The organism is Halobaculum saliterrae (genome assembly GCF_009831625.1).
Lineage (GTDB): Archaea > Halobacteriota > Halobacteria > Halobacteriales > Haloferacaceae > Halobaculum > Halobaculum saliterrae.
The window spans coordinates 101,091-120,832 of sequence record NZ_WUUS01000003.1; the positions used below are offsets into that span (position 1 = coordinate 101,091).

Here is a 19,742-nt window from a genome sequence, read left to right on the forward strand (position 1 = left end):
AACTTTGAAATAACTATTTAGATCAGTAATACTCACATCCAGTATCTCTCGTGGATTTGTATCTATTTTTGGAGCAAAAATAGAACGTAAATTGACATATTCGGTGTCTCATATCTCTCTTGGCACCCGGAGCGAGCGATCTACTCGGTAAGGGATCGCCCTCGACGAGTAAAACAGTAGGTTTCGTCTACGGGGCGACAGACAACAACCAGTCATCGTCGCTCCAGCGCCGGATTACTCAAGACGGAGGCTTGTCTTAGAACCTCGTTCTGCTGTGAAGAGCAGGAGGGGATCTGTCCACCCTCTCCGAGTGCGAGACTGTGACCCCGAGTTGCCGATACTAACGATGCACGGCGACTACGACTTGTATAAAATGGCGGGTATCAAATTTGAATCGTCGGTAGAATCGACGGCATCATAACCATGGCATCCCAAATCGCTGATGGCGCAGTACGTGCGACAAAGGATAGTAGCGAGACGCTCACCTCAGGGAGTTTCAGTACCCCAATAACGTTCACCACATCAAATCCAGGAGACTATGACGTGCGTGAGGAGTGGGGTGGGATGAGATTCATGACCGAGGAGTATAGACTCTACCAAGTCAATGCCACGTTGCGTTTTCTGCGACTCAGATGGCAGTCGAACGACTCCCCTCTTGACCACACACTACTAAGGTCTAATCAGTGGATGACTGGATTCGGGTTGATATGTAGCCGAGATGCACGGAAGATTCATTCTTTATATCCAAGCGATTCTAACCGCTGGTTCACCAGATCCTCTGATTTCGGTTGGTTCGAACGTACTGGTGGATCTGGCCGGATCTCAGGGCGGTCGTCCCCCGAGATTTCGAACCACGGGACATAGGCCGTCTCTGGCGCAAATGCCGTCCCGGGGTGGCCGTACTCTCGAAGGGGGATGGGCCAGAGGCGTTCGCCTATGAAGTTACCGTGGTCAGCTGTGATGACGACGGTCTCACGATTAAAGTTAGGTAGAATATGATTAATCGTGTCTAACACAATTGAGAGGTTTTCTTCGTAAGCTTCTTGTACCACTGAAATATCAAGGCAGCTTGAACCGTCTCGGAGGAGATCCCAAATGGAGGGCTGATCATGGTGCCCATGTTTCAAACTCTTATTGTAACCGCGGTGGGGGAGGCTCTGGCCCTTTTCGCCGATAAACGGATAATGGGGCTGCATGAAATGAAGAATCAGTCTCTTATTGGGGTATTTTTGTCTGGCCTCGATGCCTTTTTGAGCTACAGTTTCGGGGAGTACCGTGTCTAAATTAGAGTTCCAGTGCTCGTCAGACAACAGAGAGAATACATCGTGGAAAATACCGCTATCAAAATATTCTATATGAGGATTGGCAGTTACATAGACTGTGTCGTGAAACTCCTTGTCTTCAAAGGTTTCCTCCATAAACTCCATACTTGAGCTCGCTGGTGAGACGCGCCGGTGATACTCCCCATCCACCTCGAGCTCATGCATATGGCCAGCGAAGGTATCAGCTCTGCATCCATCAAGTATAAGAAGAGTATCCCAATCTTCATCCATTACAGAGGGGCCGGGATTGATTAAGCGACGGTTTATAAAGGTGGATGATCTTCTGGCTAGGTTCCTTACTACTGTCTTCACGCCATCCTTAGTAAAGTCCATGAATAGTACTCATTTGACCAAAGTTGAGCGCGGGTAGTTTAAAAATTCTCTTTGGCCTTCGTGATTAACTCCTTATCCTCTGGCTCCAAACCAAACACTGTCAGACACCCGAAATAAGTGATTGGGGCAACGACAAGTCCAAGAACTAAACTACTACGCCCATCAAATACAGCTTGAATGCCCAATATAGCCGTCAGCATAACCCCTACGGCTACAATCGGTTTGGAGATTTTCGAGGTCAAAGGATGCATCCCCTCGAAATAATATACTTGGATTAGACGAGCGAGATTAATCAACGTAAGCGTGGTTGCGGTGGCGATCGCCGCTCCGAGTACCCCGTACCATTGAATCAACAATAGGTTGCCAGCCACGTTTAATAGTCCGAAAATCCACTGGTTTGTCGTTATCACGTACTGATGGTCAGTCATCATCAGGAGATATCCGCTTGGTCCAACGAACGCATTTGTTAATTGTCCCACCGTGAGAACGACAAGCACGAAAGCAGCGGTAGTGAAACCTTTTCCGAAGAGAGCGAGAATCTCATATCGGTAAGCGATTAGCCCTACTGCCATGGGGATTGTGGCGGCGAATGTCCACCGGGTGACGGTGGAGTAAATTTGGGCCAACTCTTCTGTTTCGCCCTGATCGTTGAGGTTTGAAATAATGGGTGGAAAAATCTGATTGATTGCAGATAATGGCATCGTGAGGACTGTGGAGAGAAGAATTGTAACTTGGTACTGTCCTACTGAGGCAGAGGCAGCGAAGATCCCGAGCATCAGTATATCGACTCGAGTATAAAGTACAGAGCCAGCGTCTTTGAACGCGAGAGGGATTGAGAAGTTGAGGTAGGAGCCGAACTGGAATTCGTCACCAGGGATTTCTGGACGAACAGACGTTTTGCGGATGATAATTGCGAGACCTATTAGTACGGTGGCGGATGACGAGATTAGAACCGCAATGATAAATCCAAATATTGATGTAGACAGAAGGAACGCTCCAAGAACACAAACAAACTTTGTTGCAGCACGAGAAATTCTGGATATTAGAGAAGAATACTCAGGAAGGTTGAAGGCCCTAAGTGCATTCGCCGTAACAACAGTAATTGGGTTTATAACTATGTAGAGTGCGAAGAGTCGCAACGAAATAATAAATGTGTTATTAGAGACTGTATATGAAGAAATAATTGGAGCAACAATATACAGAATAGCGCCAGCTATACCTCCTCCAAAGACAACCACGATATAGGAGAATCCGAGTTGTGATCCTTTGTCGGCCTCATCCTCAGCAAGAAATTTCAGCACAGCTTTATCAGAACCTAAATTTGAAACAGATCCGATGACGGAGACAATAGTGAGACAAAGGGCGAATATCCCATAGACAGACGCTCCCAGCCCTCTTGTGAGAAGCATAGTCGTGAATAAGCCAAAGAAGTTCGCCACTAGCTTTCCGATAATATGCCATCCAGCCCCTTGTATAATTGAGAGAAGTGGAGAATCACGGAACCCTGTCTCTGCCATAGATGATTTGGTCCTTACAATTGTGTTGAAGGTTTCTAATCGACCGCTCCGCTCTAACCTCCGTTGCCCTCTCTTGGTAGAGGGTTATAAGAAAAGTTCCTTCCTTGTTGGCTATATGCCATTCACAAGATACGAAAGACGGTCGATGGCGTCCACGACATGGAGGGGTATCATCCACCAGACTCGTTGGCAACGACGCCGATAATCGGAGCTATATCGGTCTTGATGAACTCTGTATAATTGAAGAACTGAATTGGCCGAAGTACGTGATGCTCTTAATCTCAATCGGGACAATATCTCCGATCACACAACGATCTACAAATTATTTGATCGACTAAAAAGTAGGTTTGGCACGCTGCTACGCGCAATGCACAGCAGCACCCGCAGTCTGGCCACGCCGTCTCAACAGCACGTTCTTTGACCGACGGCATGCATCCTCGTACTTCCGACAGTGGGGGGACGAACGGTACAGACGCTGAAAGTAACGATATTTACTAATATGGGGTTGCTTGCCATTCTTGACCTCCAGTTCACAGACCGGTGGAAGCATGACACGAAGACCGCACCGCAGGTCGTCCAGCGAAACGCGGACGGCCTGCATTCCGTTGCTGCCAACAACGGTTTTCAAAACTGGCATATCGAGTACGAAATTGCCGCACATAACGTTGAGTAGCTTGTTCACTCCCGCGACTCATCAGCGAAAGCAGCCGCAAACAACGCGCTCAACGGATCAAACGGTTACTCTCAAAGGGCACAGGTACGATGTCGTGACAGCCGACCCGAGAGTCGGATAACTGTCGAGGAGGGCCGATAGTTCTGTGGGTACTGGTGTGATCAATCAGGGAGTTTCAAATGGCCTTGGGGTCGTGGTTGAGGGTACGTCCTTTTCGGAGTTGAATATCAAAACAAGTCTGAGCAACGTGACAAACATGAGAGTGGGTGTTATCCACTGGGTTTGTAGTGGGAGTTTACCACTCTCACGGGCTGCACGTCTTCGTGACAACGACGGGGCCAGATGAGTAGATAGCACAGTCTGATGAATCCGGTGGTGTTGTTCGCGTCACGCTGTAGTCTGCGCTAGGTGGCGCATATCCGCCCCCTCGATCCTGAACTAATATCGAATAACCTCTCAGCTTCGGCACGATAGGGTTTCCAAAATCCATGTGTGATGCCTCTGTCCCGAGGAATTCCACAGCGGCGGCATCCGTTTCCGTAATCACTGCGCGTGGCCCCCCATTGTACTCACCCGTATAAAGATAGGGAGGGATTCGATAGACACTCAACATAGCGAAGGCAATAACCAGTATGATCGCCAGTATCGATATCGCCCTCTGTGGATGTTTCTGCATCGTGTGTATTGTATAGGCGGCGAGTGGAAGAGCCGCAATATAAACAAACGTCTTAAATCGCGTCGCGAGCCCGAGTCCTTCCTCTGGAAAAACAACACCGACCATCGTAAGCGCAAGGAGAATGCCGAATAACCCGGCGATTCCGAGGAACGTGAGATCAAAGGAGTCTCCCCTTCCATAGTAAATACCGCCGAGACCCAGCATCCCGAGAACGATCCCGGCAATAACCTCGGCCCATAGCAGAATCTGGATACGTAGTGAGCCGGCAGATATTGTTCCAATTTCTCCGGATGGTCCCGTTCCGGTGGTGCCGGTCATCGATTCTGCGATGGCCGCGACTAGTAGGATAGGTGTCTGTTCAAGTATGGTCCAGAACCAGATCAGAATCATAACGCCGACAAGCGCCGATATTAAATATACATTCGCTGGGGTTGATTCGGAAAGTGATTCAATACTATAGGTGAGTGAGAGGCTGATGAGGAAAAGAAGGGCTACTGCACTAGTCATATGGTGCGTAAAGATCAGGGTGGCAAGCACGACAAAACTGAGCATATTGAGCTTCTGTCGGTCGGCGTTGTCGTACCTGAGAGTATCATATAGGAACAGTAGTAGAAGAATATATGCCAGAGCCAGAGCTTCTCGGTGAATGTTTGTGTGTAGGAACACGTGCGTATATAAGACTGCGAAGGGTAGCCAGAGAAGAAACGCAGTCGAGTTACTTGTTCGGTTGCGACAGAGAATATAAATAAACAGTCCTGGGAGGAAGACGTAGAGCCAGCTGCTATACTTGGCTGTCGTCATCGATCCCCATCCGAATACTTCTGCGATGACCGTTGAGAAGACGTAGAGAATTGGATAGGAGGCTATGTAACTCGCTGACTTGTTGAAGGTCCACTTGTGGTCAGCCATCGTGTTTTCAAGAGCGAGGAGTTCGTTGTATGCGTCGTAGCCGATAAGTATCGGATCCGGGGTCAGGTAAAGAGATCGTAGTGTTGCGGCGAACAGTAGTAGAAGGGCTGCAGGAATCAAAACCCGCTTTTTAAAGACAACGTTAGCCCATGCAAGAAGGAAGAGAACTGAAAGCCCCAAGAATGCCCAATATGGTGGACTAGTGATTAATCGCGATGAGATGGCGAGAACAGAAATCGCGGCGAACGCGAGAATTACTCCGAGTTTATCTCGCTGAGAGTACGCCATTCAAATCATTCATAGCCGTAAGACTATTTTTAGGTTGTGACGTCGGTTCGCTATGCTTCGAATATTTCAAATTGCATCACCTGCAGCAATAGCGGTATTTCTCGCGCTGGGGGGCTTACTGCGAAACCCATGTGGGAGTCGGGCTACTTTCGTGAGTAAAGAGACGGTCGCCGCTGGCGGCGCGACGGCAACCAACGCAGCCAACAGAGGGGCCGAAGCAACCAATGGTGCCCGACTCATGATTGGAAGTGCGTATATTAGTGTCCACAACTCGCTGAAAGTCAATGGCCCCACAATTGTCGATGCTGCGAGTGCAACCATTGACGACTCAGCTGGAGGCTTCGCTGTTAATACGACCGACGGAGCGTTGGGAGATCTCGCTCGCGTGTCTGTGACTGGTAACTCAGGGGGCGCGAAGTTTGAACAAGGCGTCCGTCGTGTTAAGTTTAGCATTGATTCCACCAGACGGCGAAGGGTTGGAGCCACGATTCTGCCGTCGGTGGCTCCACGTTGCTGAACGTATGTGGAAACGAAGAGGTTCGACATTTTACCTCACGAAAGACACGTTCGATGCTGTTCCGATTTCCGTGGCGACGTATCTGAAATCGGAGCCCGAGCCGCCCTAACGCAGCGTTGAGATCGTGCGCTCCATCAATGAGAAACGTCGCTTGCTCGACCTGCTGTTTCTCTCGGAGTTTACGTAGGAACAGCACGGTAAGTTGCGTCGTTCTCGTCTGAAACAGCCGTACATGGAGGAATTCGTTCGTGCCGGGATCGACAGCAGCGTACAGCCAGTGTCGTTCGTCATTGATCTGAATCACTGTCTCGTCTACCGCGATCTGATTCGGAGCCCCGTCGTTGGTCGGCTGTAGATCGGCCTTCTGAACCCAGTTGTGAATCGCGGTGCGACTCCGCTCGACACCCAATCTCTCAAGATACTGTTTGGTATTCGAAAGTGAGAGACCCGCAAGATGGAGCTGAATACCGACTTCAACGATCTGCTCGGGTGTCCGCTCTCGCTCCACAAACTCCAAGTCGATCCAGTCGATACCTCTGATGAGGCGGTCGAATTCGGCCATAGACATCCGATCTAACGGCCGCCTCACTCCTAACTTAACACGGCCAAGGCGTCCGTGCAAACCTTCAAGAAGCATCGTGCTTCAACAACGAAGACGACATCATTATCCCAGACGGAGCAATTGTCAACCCAACAATCTGTGTGACAGGAGGATCGACAGACTGGACCCCCAACCCCAATGGCATCAACGTCACTCTCAATTCACTGTCGTAGAACGGTATCGTGTTTGGGTGATAATAATGGCGACTCGATTGTTTCTGTGGATACCGGTGTGAACGACCGAGGAGTTGCAAATAGCCTTGGAGTCGTGGTTGAAACTACGTCCTTCTCTGATGTGAACACGAAAACAAGCCTGAGCAACGTGACAAATAAAAGAGTCGCGATCATTAACTAACCTATGAGTCAGCCAAATATCGTATTGCTCGTTTTGGATAGTGCTCGCGGCGACCGTGTTCCGACGCACGGCGAGCACGTGATCACTCCGAATATTCGCGACCTCGGAAGGCGTGGCCTCCAATTCACCGATGCCCACGCCCACTCTGTGACGTCGTCGAGTTCGATGGGGTCGCTCCTGACCGGTCTCCACCCGTGGGAGCACGGTATCGCTCCAGCCGAAGGAAAGCTCGGTGACGACGAGCGGACGATTGCCTCCCGATTATCCGATGTAGGCTACGAGACAATTGGTGTTTCCGCTAACACGCACTTCGCGCCTGCGACGAATCTCGCAAACGGATTCGACGAGTTCTGCTTTCTAAGTTCGTCACCCAAACAACTCCTGAAGACCGCAGGCGCGAAAAACGTCCTTCGACATCTCGTTCGGGCTCGAACACACTCAGCAGGCCTCTCACGTGAGACAGAGAAGCACTCGGTAACCGGAATGATCAACGATATCGCTCTTCAGACGACCCGTCAGGCCGAGGCTCCATTTTTCCTTGCAGTTCAGTATATTGAGCCTCATTCGCCGTACTATCCTCCCCACGGGTTTATGAATCAGTTTGAGGATCGTCTCGCAGAGTGGGACCTCACCTCGACAGAGGGGGCAGATATAGCGTATCGAATTCACGACGAGATGCACCAACTCATGGCCGACGGACTCCCGCTGTCAAACCGCGAGTGGGCAGCCCTTCGGATCATGTACGATACCGAACTCTACTACACAGATCTCATGGTCGGTCGACTCATCGACCAACTCCGGAAACGGTACGAGGACACGATCTTCATCGTAACGGCTGACCATGGGGATCTCTTTGGCGAGCGCAATACAGTATTTCACTCGAAAACGTTGCATCGAGGCCTGACTCACGTCCCGCTCGTAGCGGAGGGGTGGAACTTGGATACTAATACCGACGCCCCAGTGACTCACTCCGACATTACACGGACTCTGTTGGAGGACGTCGGTGCTGATACAGAGGGGATGACTGGCGTGAACCTTCGGGAAAGCGAGCGAGACTACGTCATCACGCAGCGCGTGAACCCAATTCTGTTCGAAGAGGATGAGTACGGACCTGGGCACTCGAACGAGCTGGTTCACACGGAACCCGTTACAGCCGTTGAGAAAGACGGATATCGGCTCCTGCGGAGCGACGAAAAGGAGTCGCTATTCACTATCGAGGACGAGGAAACGGATCTGATAGACGACCCAGCCACTGCCGATGTCCGGGACGATCTTCGTTCCCGCCTCAAAGAGTGGTTTGAGACCCATCCCGAGGACCCCGCTGAAGCCGAGCAGGCGGACTGGAGTGCGTCGGCCAAACAGCAGCTGGAGGATCTGGGTTATATATAGTGTGTATGTTGATAGTAATAAACCGTCGTGTTAAATTTTGCATTGATTCCACCAGACGGCGAAGGCTTGGAGCCATGATTCTGCCGTCGGTGGCTCCACGTTGCTGAACGTATTTAAAAACGAAGAGGTTCGGCGTTTTACCTCGCGAAAGACACGTTCGACGCTGTTCCGATTTCCGTGGCGAGTTATCTGAAATCGGAGCCCCAGTCGCTCCAACGCAGCGTTGAGATCGTGCGCCCCATCGACGAGGAACGTCGCTTGCTCGACCTGCTGTTTCTCGCGGAGTTTACGTAGAAACATCACGGTGAGTTGTGTAGTTCTCGTCTGAAACAGCCTGGCATGGAGAAAATCGTTTGTGTTGGGATCGACAACGGCGTACAGCTAGTGTCGTTCGTCGTTGATCCGAATCACTGTCTCGTCTACCGCGATCTGATTCGGAGCCCCGTCGTTGGTCGGCTGTAGATCGGCCTTCTGAACCCAGTTGTGAATCGCGGTGCGACTCCGCTCGACACCCAATCTCTCAAGATACTGTTCGGTATTCGAAAGTGAGAGACCCGCAAGATGGAGCTGAATACCAAGTTCAATGATCTGCTCGGGTGTCCGCGCCCGCTCCACAAACTCCAAATCGATCCACTTGCTATCTCCGCTAAGACGGTCGAATTCGATCATAGAGTACCTGAACTAACGACCGTCTCAGTCCTAACTTAACACGGCTAAACAGACAGAAGTAAATACTAAATATTTTGAAGTATGACATTTAGATATCGTTTATTAATTCGCGTGTTAATTCGGTGTGATCAAACATATTCTCGACGCGAGAGCGACTCATCTCCGCCAAATCCGATCTTAGCTCGTCGTTGTCAATTAGCTGCTTGATTATTTCAATAGCTTCCTGCGGTGTGCTCGCAATTAGTTCGTCAATGCCAACGATCTCTCGCTTAACGGAATTGTCCAGTACGACTGGCGGTGTACCACATGCCATCGATTCAACCACTGGCAGTCCAAAACTGTCCCATGCAGTTAAATGACAGAACACCGAAAGGCTGGAATAGAACTTTGGTAACTCAGTCTCTGGAACAAAATCAGGTGAATAGATGTTGATATCAGTTTGTTCCAGTGCATTTAGAAGAGATCTGCTTCCAGATAGAACACCTAACTCGTGATGTTGGTCGGTGGCTATCGTCCTAAACCGGTTAGTGTCAATCGGATTGTAGGATACCGATGATTGATATCCTAATTTAGATTCGAGTTGGCTTTTTGCATATTCAGAGACAGAATATATACTGTCCGCAAATTGCAATTGCGGTAGTCTAGTTGAGATATACACCTGATGAGAGATCCTTCGAGTGTCGGTGACACTTCTTGGGACGAAACCATGATTGATGTAAGCCACGTTATTATTGTGTAGAAAGAAATTCCCCAGGGCCCCTCCTTCTAAAATAACGATATCCTCTTCCGGTACAGAGATTGGTCGAGCGATCATCGGCATACCTGTTGGACCAAGAGCGTTTAGAGTCTCGATGTCAAACTGCGATTCAGCAAACGGAAAGTCCACGTCAGCAGTCCAAATTTTAGTTCGATACCCCAATTCTTCAAGCGCCTTGGCCCGAGTGATTGCGACTTTCGCTTGTCCCGAATGGTATGCTAGATAGTCAACTACCAGATGTACCGTCCTCTGAGGATCTGTTAGCGACGTGGGGGTGTCGTCAGTAGTGGTCATTCTCAGAAGTCACAGAGCGAATTTGCATTCATCACTATTTTGCTCACTTATGAAAGTCTATCCCTTTGATTATGCAGTAGTAAAATGTATTCAAATAGTATCTAGATTATTTTATTTTGCAATTGTGTGTAGAATCCCGAAAGACAGTCTGATCTACTACAGATAGGAACGTATAAAATAAGTGGACGTTCGGCTTTCTCGAATCCCAAAATGTAAGTTTCTCGGATAGGTCATTTAGCATATGATAGAAGACGTAGAACTGCGCGATCTCCAAGTAAACGCGGATGAGCGCGGCCATTTAGTTGAAGTCTTCCGGAGCGACTGGGAGGAGTACGAGATCGACCCGGAGATGTCCTACTACTCGATGACCTACCCGGGCGTCGTCAGGGCATGGCATCGACACCTCGAGGGCCAAATCGACCACTTCGTCTGCCCGAAAGGCCGGATAACGGTCGGCGTCTACGACGACCGCGACGACTCCCCCACACAGGGGGAACTTGATACATTCGTGATCGGGGAACACAACCAACAAATGATCCGCATTCCCGGCGACTGCTGGCACGGATTCAAAGCCATTGGCGACGAACCCGCGTTCCTCATCAACTACCCGACGAACCTCTACGACTACGAGGACCCCGATGAGGAACGGATTCCTTACGACGACGACCGCATCCCGTACGACTGGAACGCCGAAATTCACGGGTAACCACTAGGCTGTCGGCAAAGCACAACCCTATTTACGCTCGTGTAAGGTACCATCCATATCGATGAAAGGCGTCCTCTTGTCCGGCGGTACTGGCTCCCGTCTCCGACCGATAACCCACACCGGCCCCAAGCAACTCGTCCCGGTCGCGAACAGGCCGGTCCTCGAATACGCGATCGAGGACCTCAAAGAAGCAGGTGTCACCGAGATCGGCGTCATTCTCGGGAACAAAGGCAGAGACAAGATCCAAGAACTCCTCGGCGACGGGTCAAGATACGGCGTCGAGATCACCTATATTGTCCAAGGCGAACCGCTTGGGCTCGCACATGCCGCCGGTTGTGCGCGCGACTTCGTCGGCGACGATGACTTCGTGATGTACCTCGGGGACAACATCCTCAACTCCGGCATCACCGAGCTCGTCGAGAGCTTCGAGGCGGGCGACTACGGCGCCGGCATCGCGCTCCAGGAGGTCGACAACCCCCAAGCGTTCGGGATCGCGGATGTCGACGACGCGGGCAACGTCACACAACTCATCGAGAAGCCCGACGACCCGCCGACGAACCTTGCGCTCATCGGGATGTACGTCTTCTCGCCCGCGGTGTTCGATGCGATCGACGACCTCGAACCGTCGTGGCGCGGCGAACTGGAGATCACCGACGCGATCCAGTCCCTGCTCGACGCCGGCCACGAGATCGACTCCCACGTCGTCACCGGCTGGTGGAAGGACACCGGCAAGCCCGAGGACATCTTGGAGGCGAACCGCCTCGTTCTCGAGGATTCCGAACTCAAAATAGAGGGCACGGTCGCCGACGGCGCCGAGACCACCGGACGAATTGAACTCGCCGAGTCCGCGACCATCGAGGCCGGTGCGGTCGTTCGAGGCCCCGTCTCGATCGTCGAAAACACAACGATCGAGGAGGGAACGTACGTCGGTCCGTACACCTCCATCGGACCGGACTGCACCCTACGGGACATCCACATCGAGAACAGCGTCGTCATCGGCGACTCCGAGATCACCGCGAACGGCCGCATCGTCGACAGCCTCCTCGGGCAGAGCGCGAACGTCGTGAGCGCGGACGACCTCCTTCCTGAGGGCCGCCGCCTCGTCGTCGGCGAGAACTCCCAGCTCAAACTCTAGAAACCGATGCGCATCATCACCCACTCCTGTCCGGCCTGTGGTACCGTCGTCGCGGCGAACGAACTCGAATCCAACCGCGTGATGAAATGCCCCGGGCTCGGCTGCGAGGCAGTGCTCCGGTTCGAGGACCTCTCCGAGGACGCCCGTGAGCACTTCCTCGACAATCGGGAGCGCTACCGGATCTAACGGAACGCGTTCCCGACAGCCGCGATATCGTCTCGGAGCGTGGGCTGTGGCCGTCCCAGCGCCTCTTCTACTCGACTCATATCCAGGCAACTGTACGTCGGGCGACTCGCGTCCCGCTGCACGTCTGCCACCGATCCTTCTTCCAGTAACTCCTCGCCCGTGCCCAACGCGTCCGCGATCGCCGAGCCGAACTCGAAAGGGGTGACACATGACGGACATGCGACGTGGTACAGTCCAGTCTCGCCTGACTCGATCAGATCGAGTAGCGTGTCAGCTGCCTGGCCAGCACGAGTCGGCGTCACCCACTGATCGGTGAACAGCGGAACCGACTCGCCTGATCGGATCTGCTCACGGACCCACGCCGGGAAGCCGGTGAGTTCCTCGCGACCGCGGTGGATCCCCCACACGAACGACAGTCGGGTGATGAGGGCTGCCTCGTGTTCGCGACGAACGGATCGCTCGCCTGCGAGCTTCGACGCGCCGTATACCTGCACGGGAGCAGGCTCCGAGTCTTCTCGATACGGGGTGCGACTCGTCCCGTCGAAGACGTAATCCGTCGAGACGTGGACGAACTGGATCCCCGCCTCCTCACAGTGGGCGGCCAACGCACCCGGTGCCTGGCCGTTGAGTATGTCGGCCTGTTCCGGTGACCCTTCACAGCCGTCTACGTCCGTCATCGCGGCGCAGTTGATCACCACATCGGGGTCGTAGTCGACGAGTACGTCGACGAACGATCCGTGGTCGCGGAGATCGAACTGTGTGAGCGGAATGTCGAACGCAGGACTCGTAGAATGATACGTCCCGAAGACGGTCCAGTCGCGCTGTCTGGCGGCATGGACCACAGCACTCCCGAGCAAGCCGTTCGCACCGACGACGAGCGATCGCATATTCAACTGTACCGACAGGACTGTAAATAGGTACTCCGAATGACTGGACGACAATGCGAATATTCGTCACAGGGGGGGCCGGATTCATCGGATCCAACTTCGTTCACTACGAACTCGACGCGTACGACGACGTGGAGATCGTCACGCTCGACGCGCTGACGTACGCGGGGTCGACGGACAACCTCGATGGTGTACTTGATGACCCACGCCACGAGTTCGTCGAGGGCGACATCCGAGACCGCGAACTCGTCTCGGAGCTCGTCGAGGACGCCGACGCGGTGGTCAACTTCGCCGCGGAGTCACACGTCGACCGATCGATCAACGGTGCCGAGCCGTTCGTCTCGACGAACGTCCAGGGGACACAGACGCTCCTCGATGCCGCCACCGAAGCTGACGTAGATCGCTTCCTCCAGATATCGACTGACGAAGTGTACGGCCAGATCCTCGATGGAAAGTTCACAGAAGAGGATCCGCTGAATCCCCGAAATCCCTACTCGGCCACGAAGGCCGGCGCAGATCTGCTCGCGCGGAGCTATCTGACGACGCACGACCTCCCCGTCCTTATCACACGCACGTGCAACAACTTCGGTCCTCGACAGCACCCCGAGAAGCTCATCCCGAAGTTCATCCGAAACGCCGCCGACGGCGAGGCACTTCCCGTCTACGGTGACGGGTCGAACGTCCGCGAGTGGATCTACGTCGAGGATAACTGCCGCGCCCTTGACGTGGTCCTCCGTGACGGCGAGGTCGGCGAGATCTATAACATCGGTAGCGACGCAGAGAAGACGAACCTCGAAGTCACCGAGGCGATCCTCGACGCCGTGGACGCCGATGAGGATCTGATCGAGTTCGTCGACGACCGCGCCGGCCACGACCAGCGCTATGCCCTCGATACGGCGAAGATCGAGGCGCTCGGCTGGGAGCCACGCTACTCCTTTGAAGAGGGCCTCAACCGTACCGTCGAGCACTACCTCGGGTGACGATGTCCGAAGAGGAGCGCCCGATCCGTCCGAACGACTGGCGGACGATCGTCGAACACGTCCCGCTCGTCTCGGTCGATCTCGTCGTCGAGCACGACGGCGGCGTACTCCTCGGAAAGCGTGAGAACGAACCCGCCAAAGGAGAGTGGTTCGTCCCCGGCGGAACCGTACTGAAGAACGAGTCTCGGCGCGAGGCCGTCGACCGCGTCGCCGCCGAGGAGCTGGGCGAGCCCGTCGTCGTCGAGGAGTCTCTCGGCACCTTCGAGCACTTCTACGACGCATCGGAGGTCGACGGCGTCGACTCGAAGCACTACGTTGCGACAGCGTATCGTTGTCGCTTCAAGCGCGACGAACCGACCGTCGTTGGCGATGACCAACACAGCGACATCACGGTGTTCCGTCCCCCGTTCGAGGGGGTCCACCCGTACGTCCGACGGTATCTGGACGCACGCTAATATTGAGCCGGTATGCTAACCAGCGGCGACGGTCGAAGCGATGATAAGGTGAAGGATCAAAAACCGAAGCACTAGCATACTCGACAAGAGCTAAGATATACTATTGGCAGCAACGGTTACTGGACGAAATCCATGGGAGAGTAACACCCTCTTCGCCTTAGAAACCTCGCGCGCTACGCTTCGATCTCTTTCTCCTGCAACAACTCTTCCGCCTTGTCCCGATCTTCCAGATACCCAACGTCGATCCACAACCCATCAATCCCGATCGCGTCCCGACCCCGCAGAACGACGACGGCAGCATCGTATCTGGTAATTCTCCGGAAGTACATCGAAGCGAGACATCCCGAACGATCTCGACGCCGACCGTCTTCCACGGCTCTGCCTCGTGATCGCGGCGCAGTTCCTGACGAGTCCAACAGCTCCGTTCGGGATCAGGGGCGAACACGATCAGACGGTGTCGCCCGCCTTCGAGTTCGAACTGGAACTCGATCTCGGGGGACATGATCAGGGGTCACGCCGCTGGGAGCGGTTCAGAATGGCCTCGCATGCTGGACACAGTTCGATACGGGACTCGTGATCCAGTGCGTCGCAGATCTGAACCGACTCACATGGGCGGTCGCACGTGCAAAGGCGACCGATCACGAGCGGGTCCCGGTTCGGATCGCTCCGAGAACCGATACGCCTAGGTCTGTCGATGAGTGTACTCCAGCGCACTGCACCCGTCGGGGTGCCTACAAACACCCCCGCGATCGTCACCGCCACGGGAGGTATCGAGCGAGCCCCGCAGACTCTCGGTCGGCGAGTTGTCGTTCGAGATCCGCTCGCTGAGCACGCTCGGCCGCCAGTTCCTCGCGTAAGCGCTCGTTCTCCCGCTCCAACTCGTTGAGTTCCTCTCGAAGCGTCGTCAAGGCGTCTCCCTCCGAATTTCCCACCGACCGGCCACCGTCATCACCCGACATCGACGGTGTTCGGCTATTCACGCTGTCGCCGTCTCCGAGCGGGTCCCAGTCATCGTCGCCGCCCCCATCGTAGAATTCGTCGGTCCCCGCGATCGCCCGCTCGATCGTCCGTCCGCCGTACGTCGCGCCGTCGCTGAAGTGGACCTCGTCCCACTTCTCGCGATACAACCCCGACTCGCGGAACAACCGATCCATCTGGTCTGCGTCGCCCCCGGTCCAGAATGCCAGCAGCGAACACAGCGCCATGTCCGCTTCTGAGTGACTCGGGTAGCCCACTGTGGAGCCACGCCAGAGGCGCCGGAACTTCTCCCCATTGGCTGCGTTCCTCGCGCAATCAATGAGGTCTCCATCCGAGAGCCTGTTCTCCGGCCCTTGCTTCGCCGATCGGGAGGTCGACTGGGAGGCGGCGTTGGATCCCGACGTGCTCGCAGCGCTCGTCTCCGGTGCCACGTACTCGGAGTGGACGGCGGCGAGGGCTTCAGGACGCTGGGGAATGTGATCGGGCGTTCCATCGACATGATGGCCGGCGACGGTGAAGAACCGCGCCGAGTCGTATAGTTCCACGTCGCCGCGTCGGTTCCGCCCTGCGGGCAGGTCGCCGGCGACGATCACGTGGAGGCCGATCCCGGAGGGACTTACTTCGGTGAACGAGTCGAGCCGCTCGACGATGTCGTCGGCAGACTCGAAGCGGGCACCCGTGTCCGGATCGCGGCAATCATCGAGATCAACACCGACGAGCGGGTCGTCGTCGGTGAACACCAAGCCGAGCCCTGTGTCGCCAGCATCGACGGCGTGAGTGCGTGCCGCCGAGAACGACCGCAACGTGTCCGGATCCGTCGCCGATGCGTACCCGCCGCCCGGCTCAACTGGGACTTTCGTCGCTTTGCCGTCCCGCTGTTCGCTGCGCCAACACACCCACTGATCGCGGTCGATCATCGACTCCGGCAGGGGGTCGGCAGTCGGAACCGGCGGGTCAGTCATCGCCGGCTACCTCTCCGCGATCGCCGGCCAGCGGCTCGTCCGCCTGCTGCGGGTCGTGGGTGATCACCTCGTGTTCCCGTGGCAACGCGCGCACCTCCATGCCGCGCCACTCGCCGTCGACACCCAGCAACGCCTGCGAGTACCCGGCCTCCTCGTTGCCGGGTGTCGCCGTCTGCACGAACCGCATCTGTGGATGGTTCAACCCGAACTCGTCGGCCCACTCGGCGTCCATCCCGTCGAGCTTGTGGAACTGCTTGATCGCACACTGGTCGAGGATCATCTCCGCCGTGTCGTGCTCGAAGAACTCGTCGACGGTCTGGGTCACCAGCCGGATCGACAGGTCGTGGTGGCGGTGGTGCCGGAAGATCGTCTCCAGATACGACAGTGTCGCCGCGTCCTTCATCAGATACCGTGCCTCGTCGATGACAAAGACGACCTCCTGGTCCGTCTCCTTGGCTCGTTCGTACACGAGCGTGATGAGCAGCTCCATCAGCAAGCTCGTGTGTCCGCCCACCTGCCCACCCTGCTCGGCCAGATCGAGATACACCAGCGACTCGTCGCGGATGTCGAACTCGCTGTGGCGGCCGAGCTGTTCGAACTGGCCACCCTCGGCGAACGGCCGCAGTTGGTCGAGTAGCCACACCGCGTCGTCGGCGATCTTCTCGGCCTCGTCGTCGGTTCGGATCACGTACTCGCCGGGTGACTCGGCCATCTCCGCGAGGATATCGAGCATGTCGCGGACGGTCGGACTCTCTCGGTCGTGGGTGGAGACGTCCTCGGTAATGTCCTTTCGCTCGTACGCCGCCGTGAGCGCCGTCTCCAGCGTCGTGCGGCGGTCGCCCAACTCGACGCCCCGTGTGGCGAACACGTTGGTGAAGAACGCCAGCGCCCGTTCCTGGCGCTCTTTCAGCGGGCTGGCGTCGTCGCCCCGCGCTGCCAGCACGTGCTCGGGCGTCGGCTTGATCTCGAGGGGGTTGAGACCGAGCGTGCCGCCGACGGTGATCCGCCGGCCGCCGAGTGCCTCACAGACGCCGGCCCAGTTAGTGAGCGGTTCGAGGACGATCCCGATCCGGTCGACGGACTGCGACAGACTCCGGATGAGGTTCTGTTTCGCGCTGTAGGACTTCCCCGATCCGGGATCACCGACCGTGAACATCGCGTAGCCGTCCTCGCGGGCGAAGGGGTCGACCACGAGCGGACTCCGCGTGTCCTTGTGCACGCCGAACTCGACGCCCCCCTCCTCGAGGATCGTCGGGGAGTGTGGCGACGCGAGGAGCGCGCCGACGGCGCCGCCGAGGGCGATGGAGCCGCGATCGAGCGGGTCGCCGCCGATGGGTGCGGCCGCCTGCAGCGCCCGGTCCTGAAGACACACCGCCGTCGCCGGCTCCAGGCGTGCCGGCGGGTCACGCACCGCGGTACGAACCGCGGCGACGGCGTCCGTGAGTTCATCGCGAGTGTCCGCCCGGACCGTAATGAACAGCGCCTGAGAGAACACCCGCTGGCCGTTCTCGACGGCCTTGTACGTGGCCGTCGCCGCCGCCGCACGGTCCTGCAGGTACGACTCCCGAACGCTGCGCTCCAGATCCGCGTCGGCTTGCAGGTCGTCGGCGGCCGCCTGAAGGCGGTCCCGGGCCCGCTCTTGGGGAAGCGGGTCCACGTGGACCGTCAGATCGAACTCGATGTCGGTCAGCTCGAACAGGCCGCTGAGGTAGCCGTCGGTTGGATGGTCGGGGTACGCCGCGACGGTGAGCGTGGTCGTCCACTGGTTGCCGACCCGTGCCGCACGCGGCTCCCACGCGACGGCCTCGGGCGCGAGCGCCGTTCGATGTCGGTCCGCCAGCGTGTCGAACGCGACCGCCTCCTCGCGACCCGCATCGACAGTCTCCTCGGCGAGGAGATCGCCGAACGTCGGTTCGTCGTCCCGGCCGGCCAGCCACTGTCGGAACCGAGCGAGGACGACGAGAACGGCGACGCCTCCGACGCCGTAGACGAACAGCCCCGCGGGAGAAAGTGGCCGTGGAAGGGTCCGCAGCGCCGCCACGAAGTCGGCGATCGCAGACTGCATCAGTCGTCCTCCCGCCGGCGGGCGCGGCCCGGCGCCGGGGCCGTCGCGAGCAACCGCTCGGCGTCGTCGTACTCGCGCCCGTTCCAGAACTCCGCCGCGAGGACGAACAATTCCAGCGTCGAGAGCCGGCGATGCTCCCAGTCGGCCATCGGCTCGACGAGGTCCTGCTCCAGCGTGTGCAGGCGGTCACAGAGGCGGTCGTACATCGCCTGCCGACGGGAGGCCGGTTCATTCCCCGTCGGCCGCGAGAGGAAGGCGGCGACGACCACGCCCGCGATCGGAATGGCGGTGAGCCGGTCGCGGACGGAGGATTCGCCGGGGCGGCGACTCGCGACGTCGGACGGAGTGACGGTGACGCCGAGGTAGTAGCGGTGCCGGGTCGTGTCCGCCAACTCCGCCGGTCGCCGGTCGCGGTACTCCCGCAGGAGCGCGGCGAAGGCGTCATTGCTCGTCACATCGGGATCCGCCTGCCGGTCGGCGAGGCGGTCGACGAGACGGTCCGCCGGGAACGCGCGGGTCGTCGTATGGACCGTCAGCGGGAACTCGAGGTCGTTGTTCGCGAACCGCGCGGCAGTCGTCTGGAGGCGTTCCCAGTCGCCCGACATCGCGAAGTCCATGTTGCCCGGTGTGACCGCGATGAACGCTTCGAGGGCGCCGTCCTCCCGTTCGATGACGCCCGTCCCGGGCCACGCTCGCGCGACGGTCGTGAGGTCCTGCGTCCGCTCGTCGGGGATGAACGGCGTGTACGGGACCGATTCACCGTCCGTACCGGAGTGGTCGGCCCCGGCCGGCTGCGAGAGCGTGTACCGCGGGCGGCACAGGAGATACCGACCCACGTCCCGAAGCCACGCCGAGGCGGTCAGATGACGCGGGGCGGCGTACACCGCCGCGACACCGACCACGAGGCCGACCAGCGCGAGCGGGACGACCAGCGGGTCGAACAGCACGCTTCCAGTCAACAATCCCGCGACGGGAAAGCCGACGAGAACGCCGAAATCGCCCTCACGAAGGTTCACCAGCGGGATCCGGTGTGCTTCCCCCAGTTGGGTCATGATACGACGGTCGGCTGCGGTGGAGTCGGAACTCATC

General features: G+C 56.6%; 16 protein-coding genes and 2 pseudogenes. 7 read left to right on the top strand and 11 right to left on the bottom strand.

The genetic code is table 11. The features are described from left to right. Nucleotides 1-731: 731 nt before the first annotated feature. Together GRX01_RS05370 and GRX01_RS05375 are read right to left on the bottom strand one after the other, a co-directional pair. Nucleotides 732-1,655, bottom strand: coding sequence for a hypothetical protein (locus tag GRX01_RS05370; RefSeq protein ID WP_159664233.1), 924 nt, complete (start codon nt 1,653-1,655; stop codon nt 732-734). A 38-nt stretch (nt 1,656-1,693) separates the two neighbouring features. Further along, nucleotides 1,694-3,172, bottom strand: a complete 1,479-nt coding sequence (locus GRX01_RS05375; protein WP_159664235.1) for an oligosaccharide flippase family protein — start codon at nt 3,170-3,172, stop codon at nt 1,694-1,696. Between the two features lie 253 nt (nt 3,173-3,425). Between GRX01_RS05375 and GRX01_RS05380 the strand changes: the two are divergent. After that, nucleotides 3,426-3,923: pseudogene (locus GRX01_RS05380) on the top strand (IS5/IS1182 family transposase); the annotation flags it as partial. 226 nt (nt 3,924-4,149) lie between these two features. On the opposite strand, the gene GRX01_RS05385 reads toward GRX01_RS05380, so the two are convergent. Both GRX01_RS05385 and GRX01_RS05390 read right to left on the bottom strand, forming a co-directional pair. After that, a complete protein-coding gene (locus tag GRX01_RS05385) occupies nt 4,150-5,718 on the bottom strand; it encodes a hypothetical protein (RefSeq protein ID WP_159664237.1) in 1,569 nt (522 codons plus the stop codon). Between the two features lie 446 nt (nt 5,719-6,164). Continuing rightward, complete coding sequence (locus GRX01_RS05390; RefSeq protein ID WP_159664239.1) at nt 6,165-6,797, bottom strand: IS6 family transposase; 633 nt, start codon at nt 6,795-6,797, stop codon at nt 6,165-6,167. A gap of 396 nt (nt 6,798-7,193) precedes the next feature. Between GRX01_RS05390 and GRX01_RS05395 the strand changes: the two genes are divergently transcribed. After that, entirely contained in the window at nt 7,194-8,579 is a 1,386-nt protein-coding gene (locus GRX01_RS05395) for a sulfatase-like hydrolase/transferase (RefSeq protein WP_159664241.1), read from the top strand. Nucleotides 8,580-8,609: 30 nt separating this feature from the next. Here the strand turns inward: GRX01_RS05395 and GRX01_RS05400 are convergent. Continuing rightward, a pseudogene (locus GRX01_RS05400) lies at nt 8,610-9,248 on the bottom strand (IS6 family transposase). Between the two features lie 88 nt (nt 9,249-9,336). Next, nucleotides 9,337-10,299: a glycosyltransferase family 4 protein gene (locus GRX01_RS05405; RefSeq protein WP_159664243.1), complete on the bottom strand. Its 963-nt coding sequence runs from the start codon at nt 10,297-10,299 to the stop codon at nt 9,337-9,339. Between the two features lie 241 nt (nt 10,300-10,540). Between GRX01_RS05405 and GRX01_RS05410 the strand changes: the two genes are divergently transcribed. The 3 genes from GRX01_RS05410 (at nt 10,541) to GRX01_RS05420 (ending at nt 12,326) form a co-directional block, all read left to right on the top strand. After that, nucleotides 10,541-11,005: a dTDP-4-dehydrorhamnose 3,5-epimerase family protein gene (locus GRX01_RS05410; protein WP_159664245.1), complete on the top strand. Its 465-nt coding sequence runs from the start codon at nt 10,541-10,543 to the stop codon at nt 11,003-11,005. A gap of 61 nt (nt 11,006-11,066) precedes the next feature. Then, the gene (locus GRX01_RS05415; RefSeq protein ID WP_159664247.1) at nt 11,067-12,140 is read left to right on the top strand and encodes a glucose-1-phosphate thymidylyltransferase; all 1,074 of its coding nucleotides are present in this window, start codon (nt 11,067-11,069) and stop codon (nt 12,138-12,140) included. A 6-nt stretch (nt 12,141-12,146) separates the two neighbouring features. Beyond that, nucleotides 12,147-12,326, top strand: coding sequence for a hypothetical protein (locus GRX01_RS05420; protein WP_159664249.1), 180 nt, complete (start codon nt 12,147-12,149; stop codon nt 12,324-12,326). On the opposite strand, the gene rfbD is transcribed toward GRX01_RS05420, so the two are convergent. After that, complete coding sequence (gene rfbD / locus GRX01_RS05425) at nt 12,323-13,213, bottom strand: dTDP-4-dehydrorhamnose reductase (protein WP_159664251.1); 891 nt, start codon at nt 13,211-13,213, stop codon at nt 12,323-12,325. The two genes, GRX01_RS05420 and rfbD, sit on opposite strands and share 4 nt — an antisense overlap. A 53-nt stretch (nt 13,214-13,266) precedes the next feature. Between rfbD and rfbB the strand changes: the two genes are divergently transcribed. Together rfbB and GRX01_RS05435 are read left to right on the top strand one after the other, a co-directional pair. Beyond that, nucleotides 13,267-14,193 (top strand): dTDP-glucose 4,6-dehydratase, encoded by a 927-nt coding sequence (gene rfbB / locus GRX01_RS05430; protein WP_159664253.1) that lies wholly within the window; start codon nt 13,267-13,269, stop codon nt 14,191-14,193. A gap of 2 nt (nt 14,194-14,195) precedes the next feature. Beyond that, nucleotides 14,196-14,648, top strand: coding sequence for a GDP-mannose mannosyl hydrolase (locus tag GRX01_RS05435; RefSeq protein ID WP_159664764.1), 453 nt, complete (start codon nt 14,196-14,198; stop codon nt 14,646-14,648). Between the two features lie 173 nt (nt 14,649-14,821). Here the strand turns inward: GRX01_RS05435 and GRX01_RS18765 are convergent, their stop codons facing one another. The 4 genes from GRX01_RS18765 to GRX01_RS05455 form a co-directional block, all read right to left on the bottom strand. Beyond that, complete coding sequence (locus GRX01_RS18765; RefSeq protein ID WP_201289520.1) at nt 14,822-14,977, bottom strand: hypothetical protein; 156 nt, start codon at nt 14,975-14,977, stop codon at nt 14,822-14,824. A 423-nt stretch (nt 14,978-15,400) separates the two neighbouring features. Further along, nucleotides 15,401-16,588: a phage NrS-1 polymerase family protein gene (locus GRX01_RS05445; protein WP_159664255.1), complete on the bottom strand. Its 1,188-nt coding sequence runs from the start codon at nt 16,586-16,588 to the stop codon at nt 15,401-15,403. Further along, nucleotides 16,581-18,653 (bottom strand): VirB4 family type IV secretion system protein, encoded by a 2,073-nt coding sequence (locus tag GRX01_RS05450; RefSeq protein WP_159664257.1) that lies wholly within the window; start codon nt 18,651-18,653, stop codon nt 16,581-16,583. The genes GRX01_RS05445 and GRX01_RS05450 overlap by 8 nt, the downstream gene beginning before the upstream one ends. Further along, nucleotides 18,653-19,741, bottom strand: coding sequence for a hypothetical protein (locus GRX01_RS05455; RefSeq protein ID WP_201289521.1), 1,089 nt, complete (start codon nt 19,739-19,741; stop codon nt 18,653-18,655). Before GRX01_RS05455 ends, GRX01_RS05450 begins: the two co-directional genes overlap by 1 nt. Between the last annotated feature and the right edge of the window lies 1 nt (nt 19,742).

Bases quoted from the DNA above. Each gene is read 5' to 3' on its own strand.
- GRX01_RS05415 (WP_159664247.1), top strand. From the start codon at position 11,067: ATGAAAGGCGTCCTCTTGTCCGGCGGTACTGGCTCCCGTCTCCGACCG.
- GRX01_RS05385 (WP_159664237.1), bottom strand. From the start codon at position 5,718: ATGGCGTACTCTCAGCGAGATAAACTCGGAGTAATTCTCGCGTTCGCC.
- GRX01_RS05370 (WP_159664233.1), bottom strand. From the start codon at position 1,655: ATGGACTTTACTAAGGATGGCGTGAAGACAGTAGTAAGGAACCTAGCC.
- GRX01_RS05375 (WP_159664235.1), bottom strand. From the start codon at position 3,172: ATGGCAGAGACAGGGTTCCGTGATTCTCCACTTCTCTCAATTATACAA.
- GRX01_RS05405 (WP_159664243.1), bottom strand. From the start codon at position 10,299: ATGACCACTACTGACGACACCCCCACGTCGCTAACAGATCCTCAGAGG.
- rfbD (WP_159664251.1), bottom strand. From the start codon at position 13,213: ATGCGATCGCTCGTCGTCGGTGCGAACGGCTTGCTCGGGAGTGCTGTG.
- GRX01_RS05410 (WP_159664245.1), top strand. From the start codon at position 10,541: ATGATAGAAGACGTAGAACTGCGCGATCTCCAAGTAAACGCGGATGAG.
- GRX01_RS05445 (WP_159664255.1), bottom strand. From the start codon at position 16,588: ATGACTGACCCGCCGGTTCCGACTGCCGACCCCCTGCCGGAGTCGATG.
- rfbB (WP_159664253.1), top strand. From the start codon at position 13,267: ATGCGAATATTCGTCACAGGGGGGGCCGGATTCATCGGATCCAACTTC.
- GRX01_RS05390 (WP_159664239.1), bottom strand. From the start codon at position 6,797: ATGGCCGAATTCGACCGCCTCATCAGAGGTATCGACTGGATCGACTTG.
- GRX01_RS05435 (WP_159664764.1), top strand. From the start codon at position 14,196: ATGTCCGAAGAGGAGCGCCCGATCCGTCCGAACGACTGGCGGACGATC.
- GRX01_RS05450 (WP_159664257.1), bottom strand. From the start codon at position 18,653: ATGCAGTCTGCGATCGCCGACTTCGTGGCGGCGCTGCGGACCCTTCCA.
- GRX01_RS05420 (WP_159664249.1), top strand. From the start codon at position 12,147: ATGCGCATCATCACCCACTCCTGTCCGGCCTGTGGTACCGTCGTCGCG.
- GRX01_RS05395 (WP_159664241.1), top strand. From the start codon at position 7,194: ATGAGTCAGCCAAATATCGTATTGCTCGTTTTGGATAGTGCTCGCGGC.
- GRX01_RS05455 (WP_201289521.1), bottom strand. From the start codon at position 19,741: ATGAGTTCCGACTCCACCGCAGCCGACCGTCGTATCATGACCCAACTG.
- GRX01_RS18765 (WP_201289520.1), bottom strand. From the start codon at position 14,977: ATGTACTTCCGGAGAATTACCAGATACGATGCTGCCGTCGTCGTTCTG.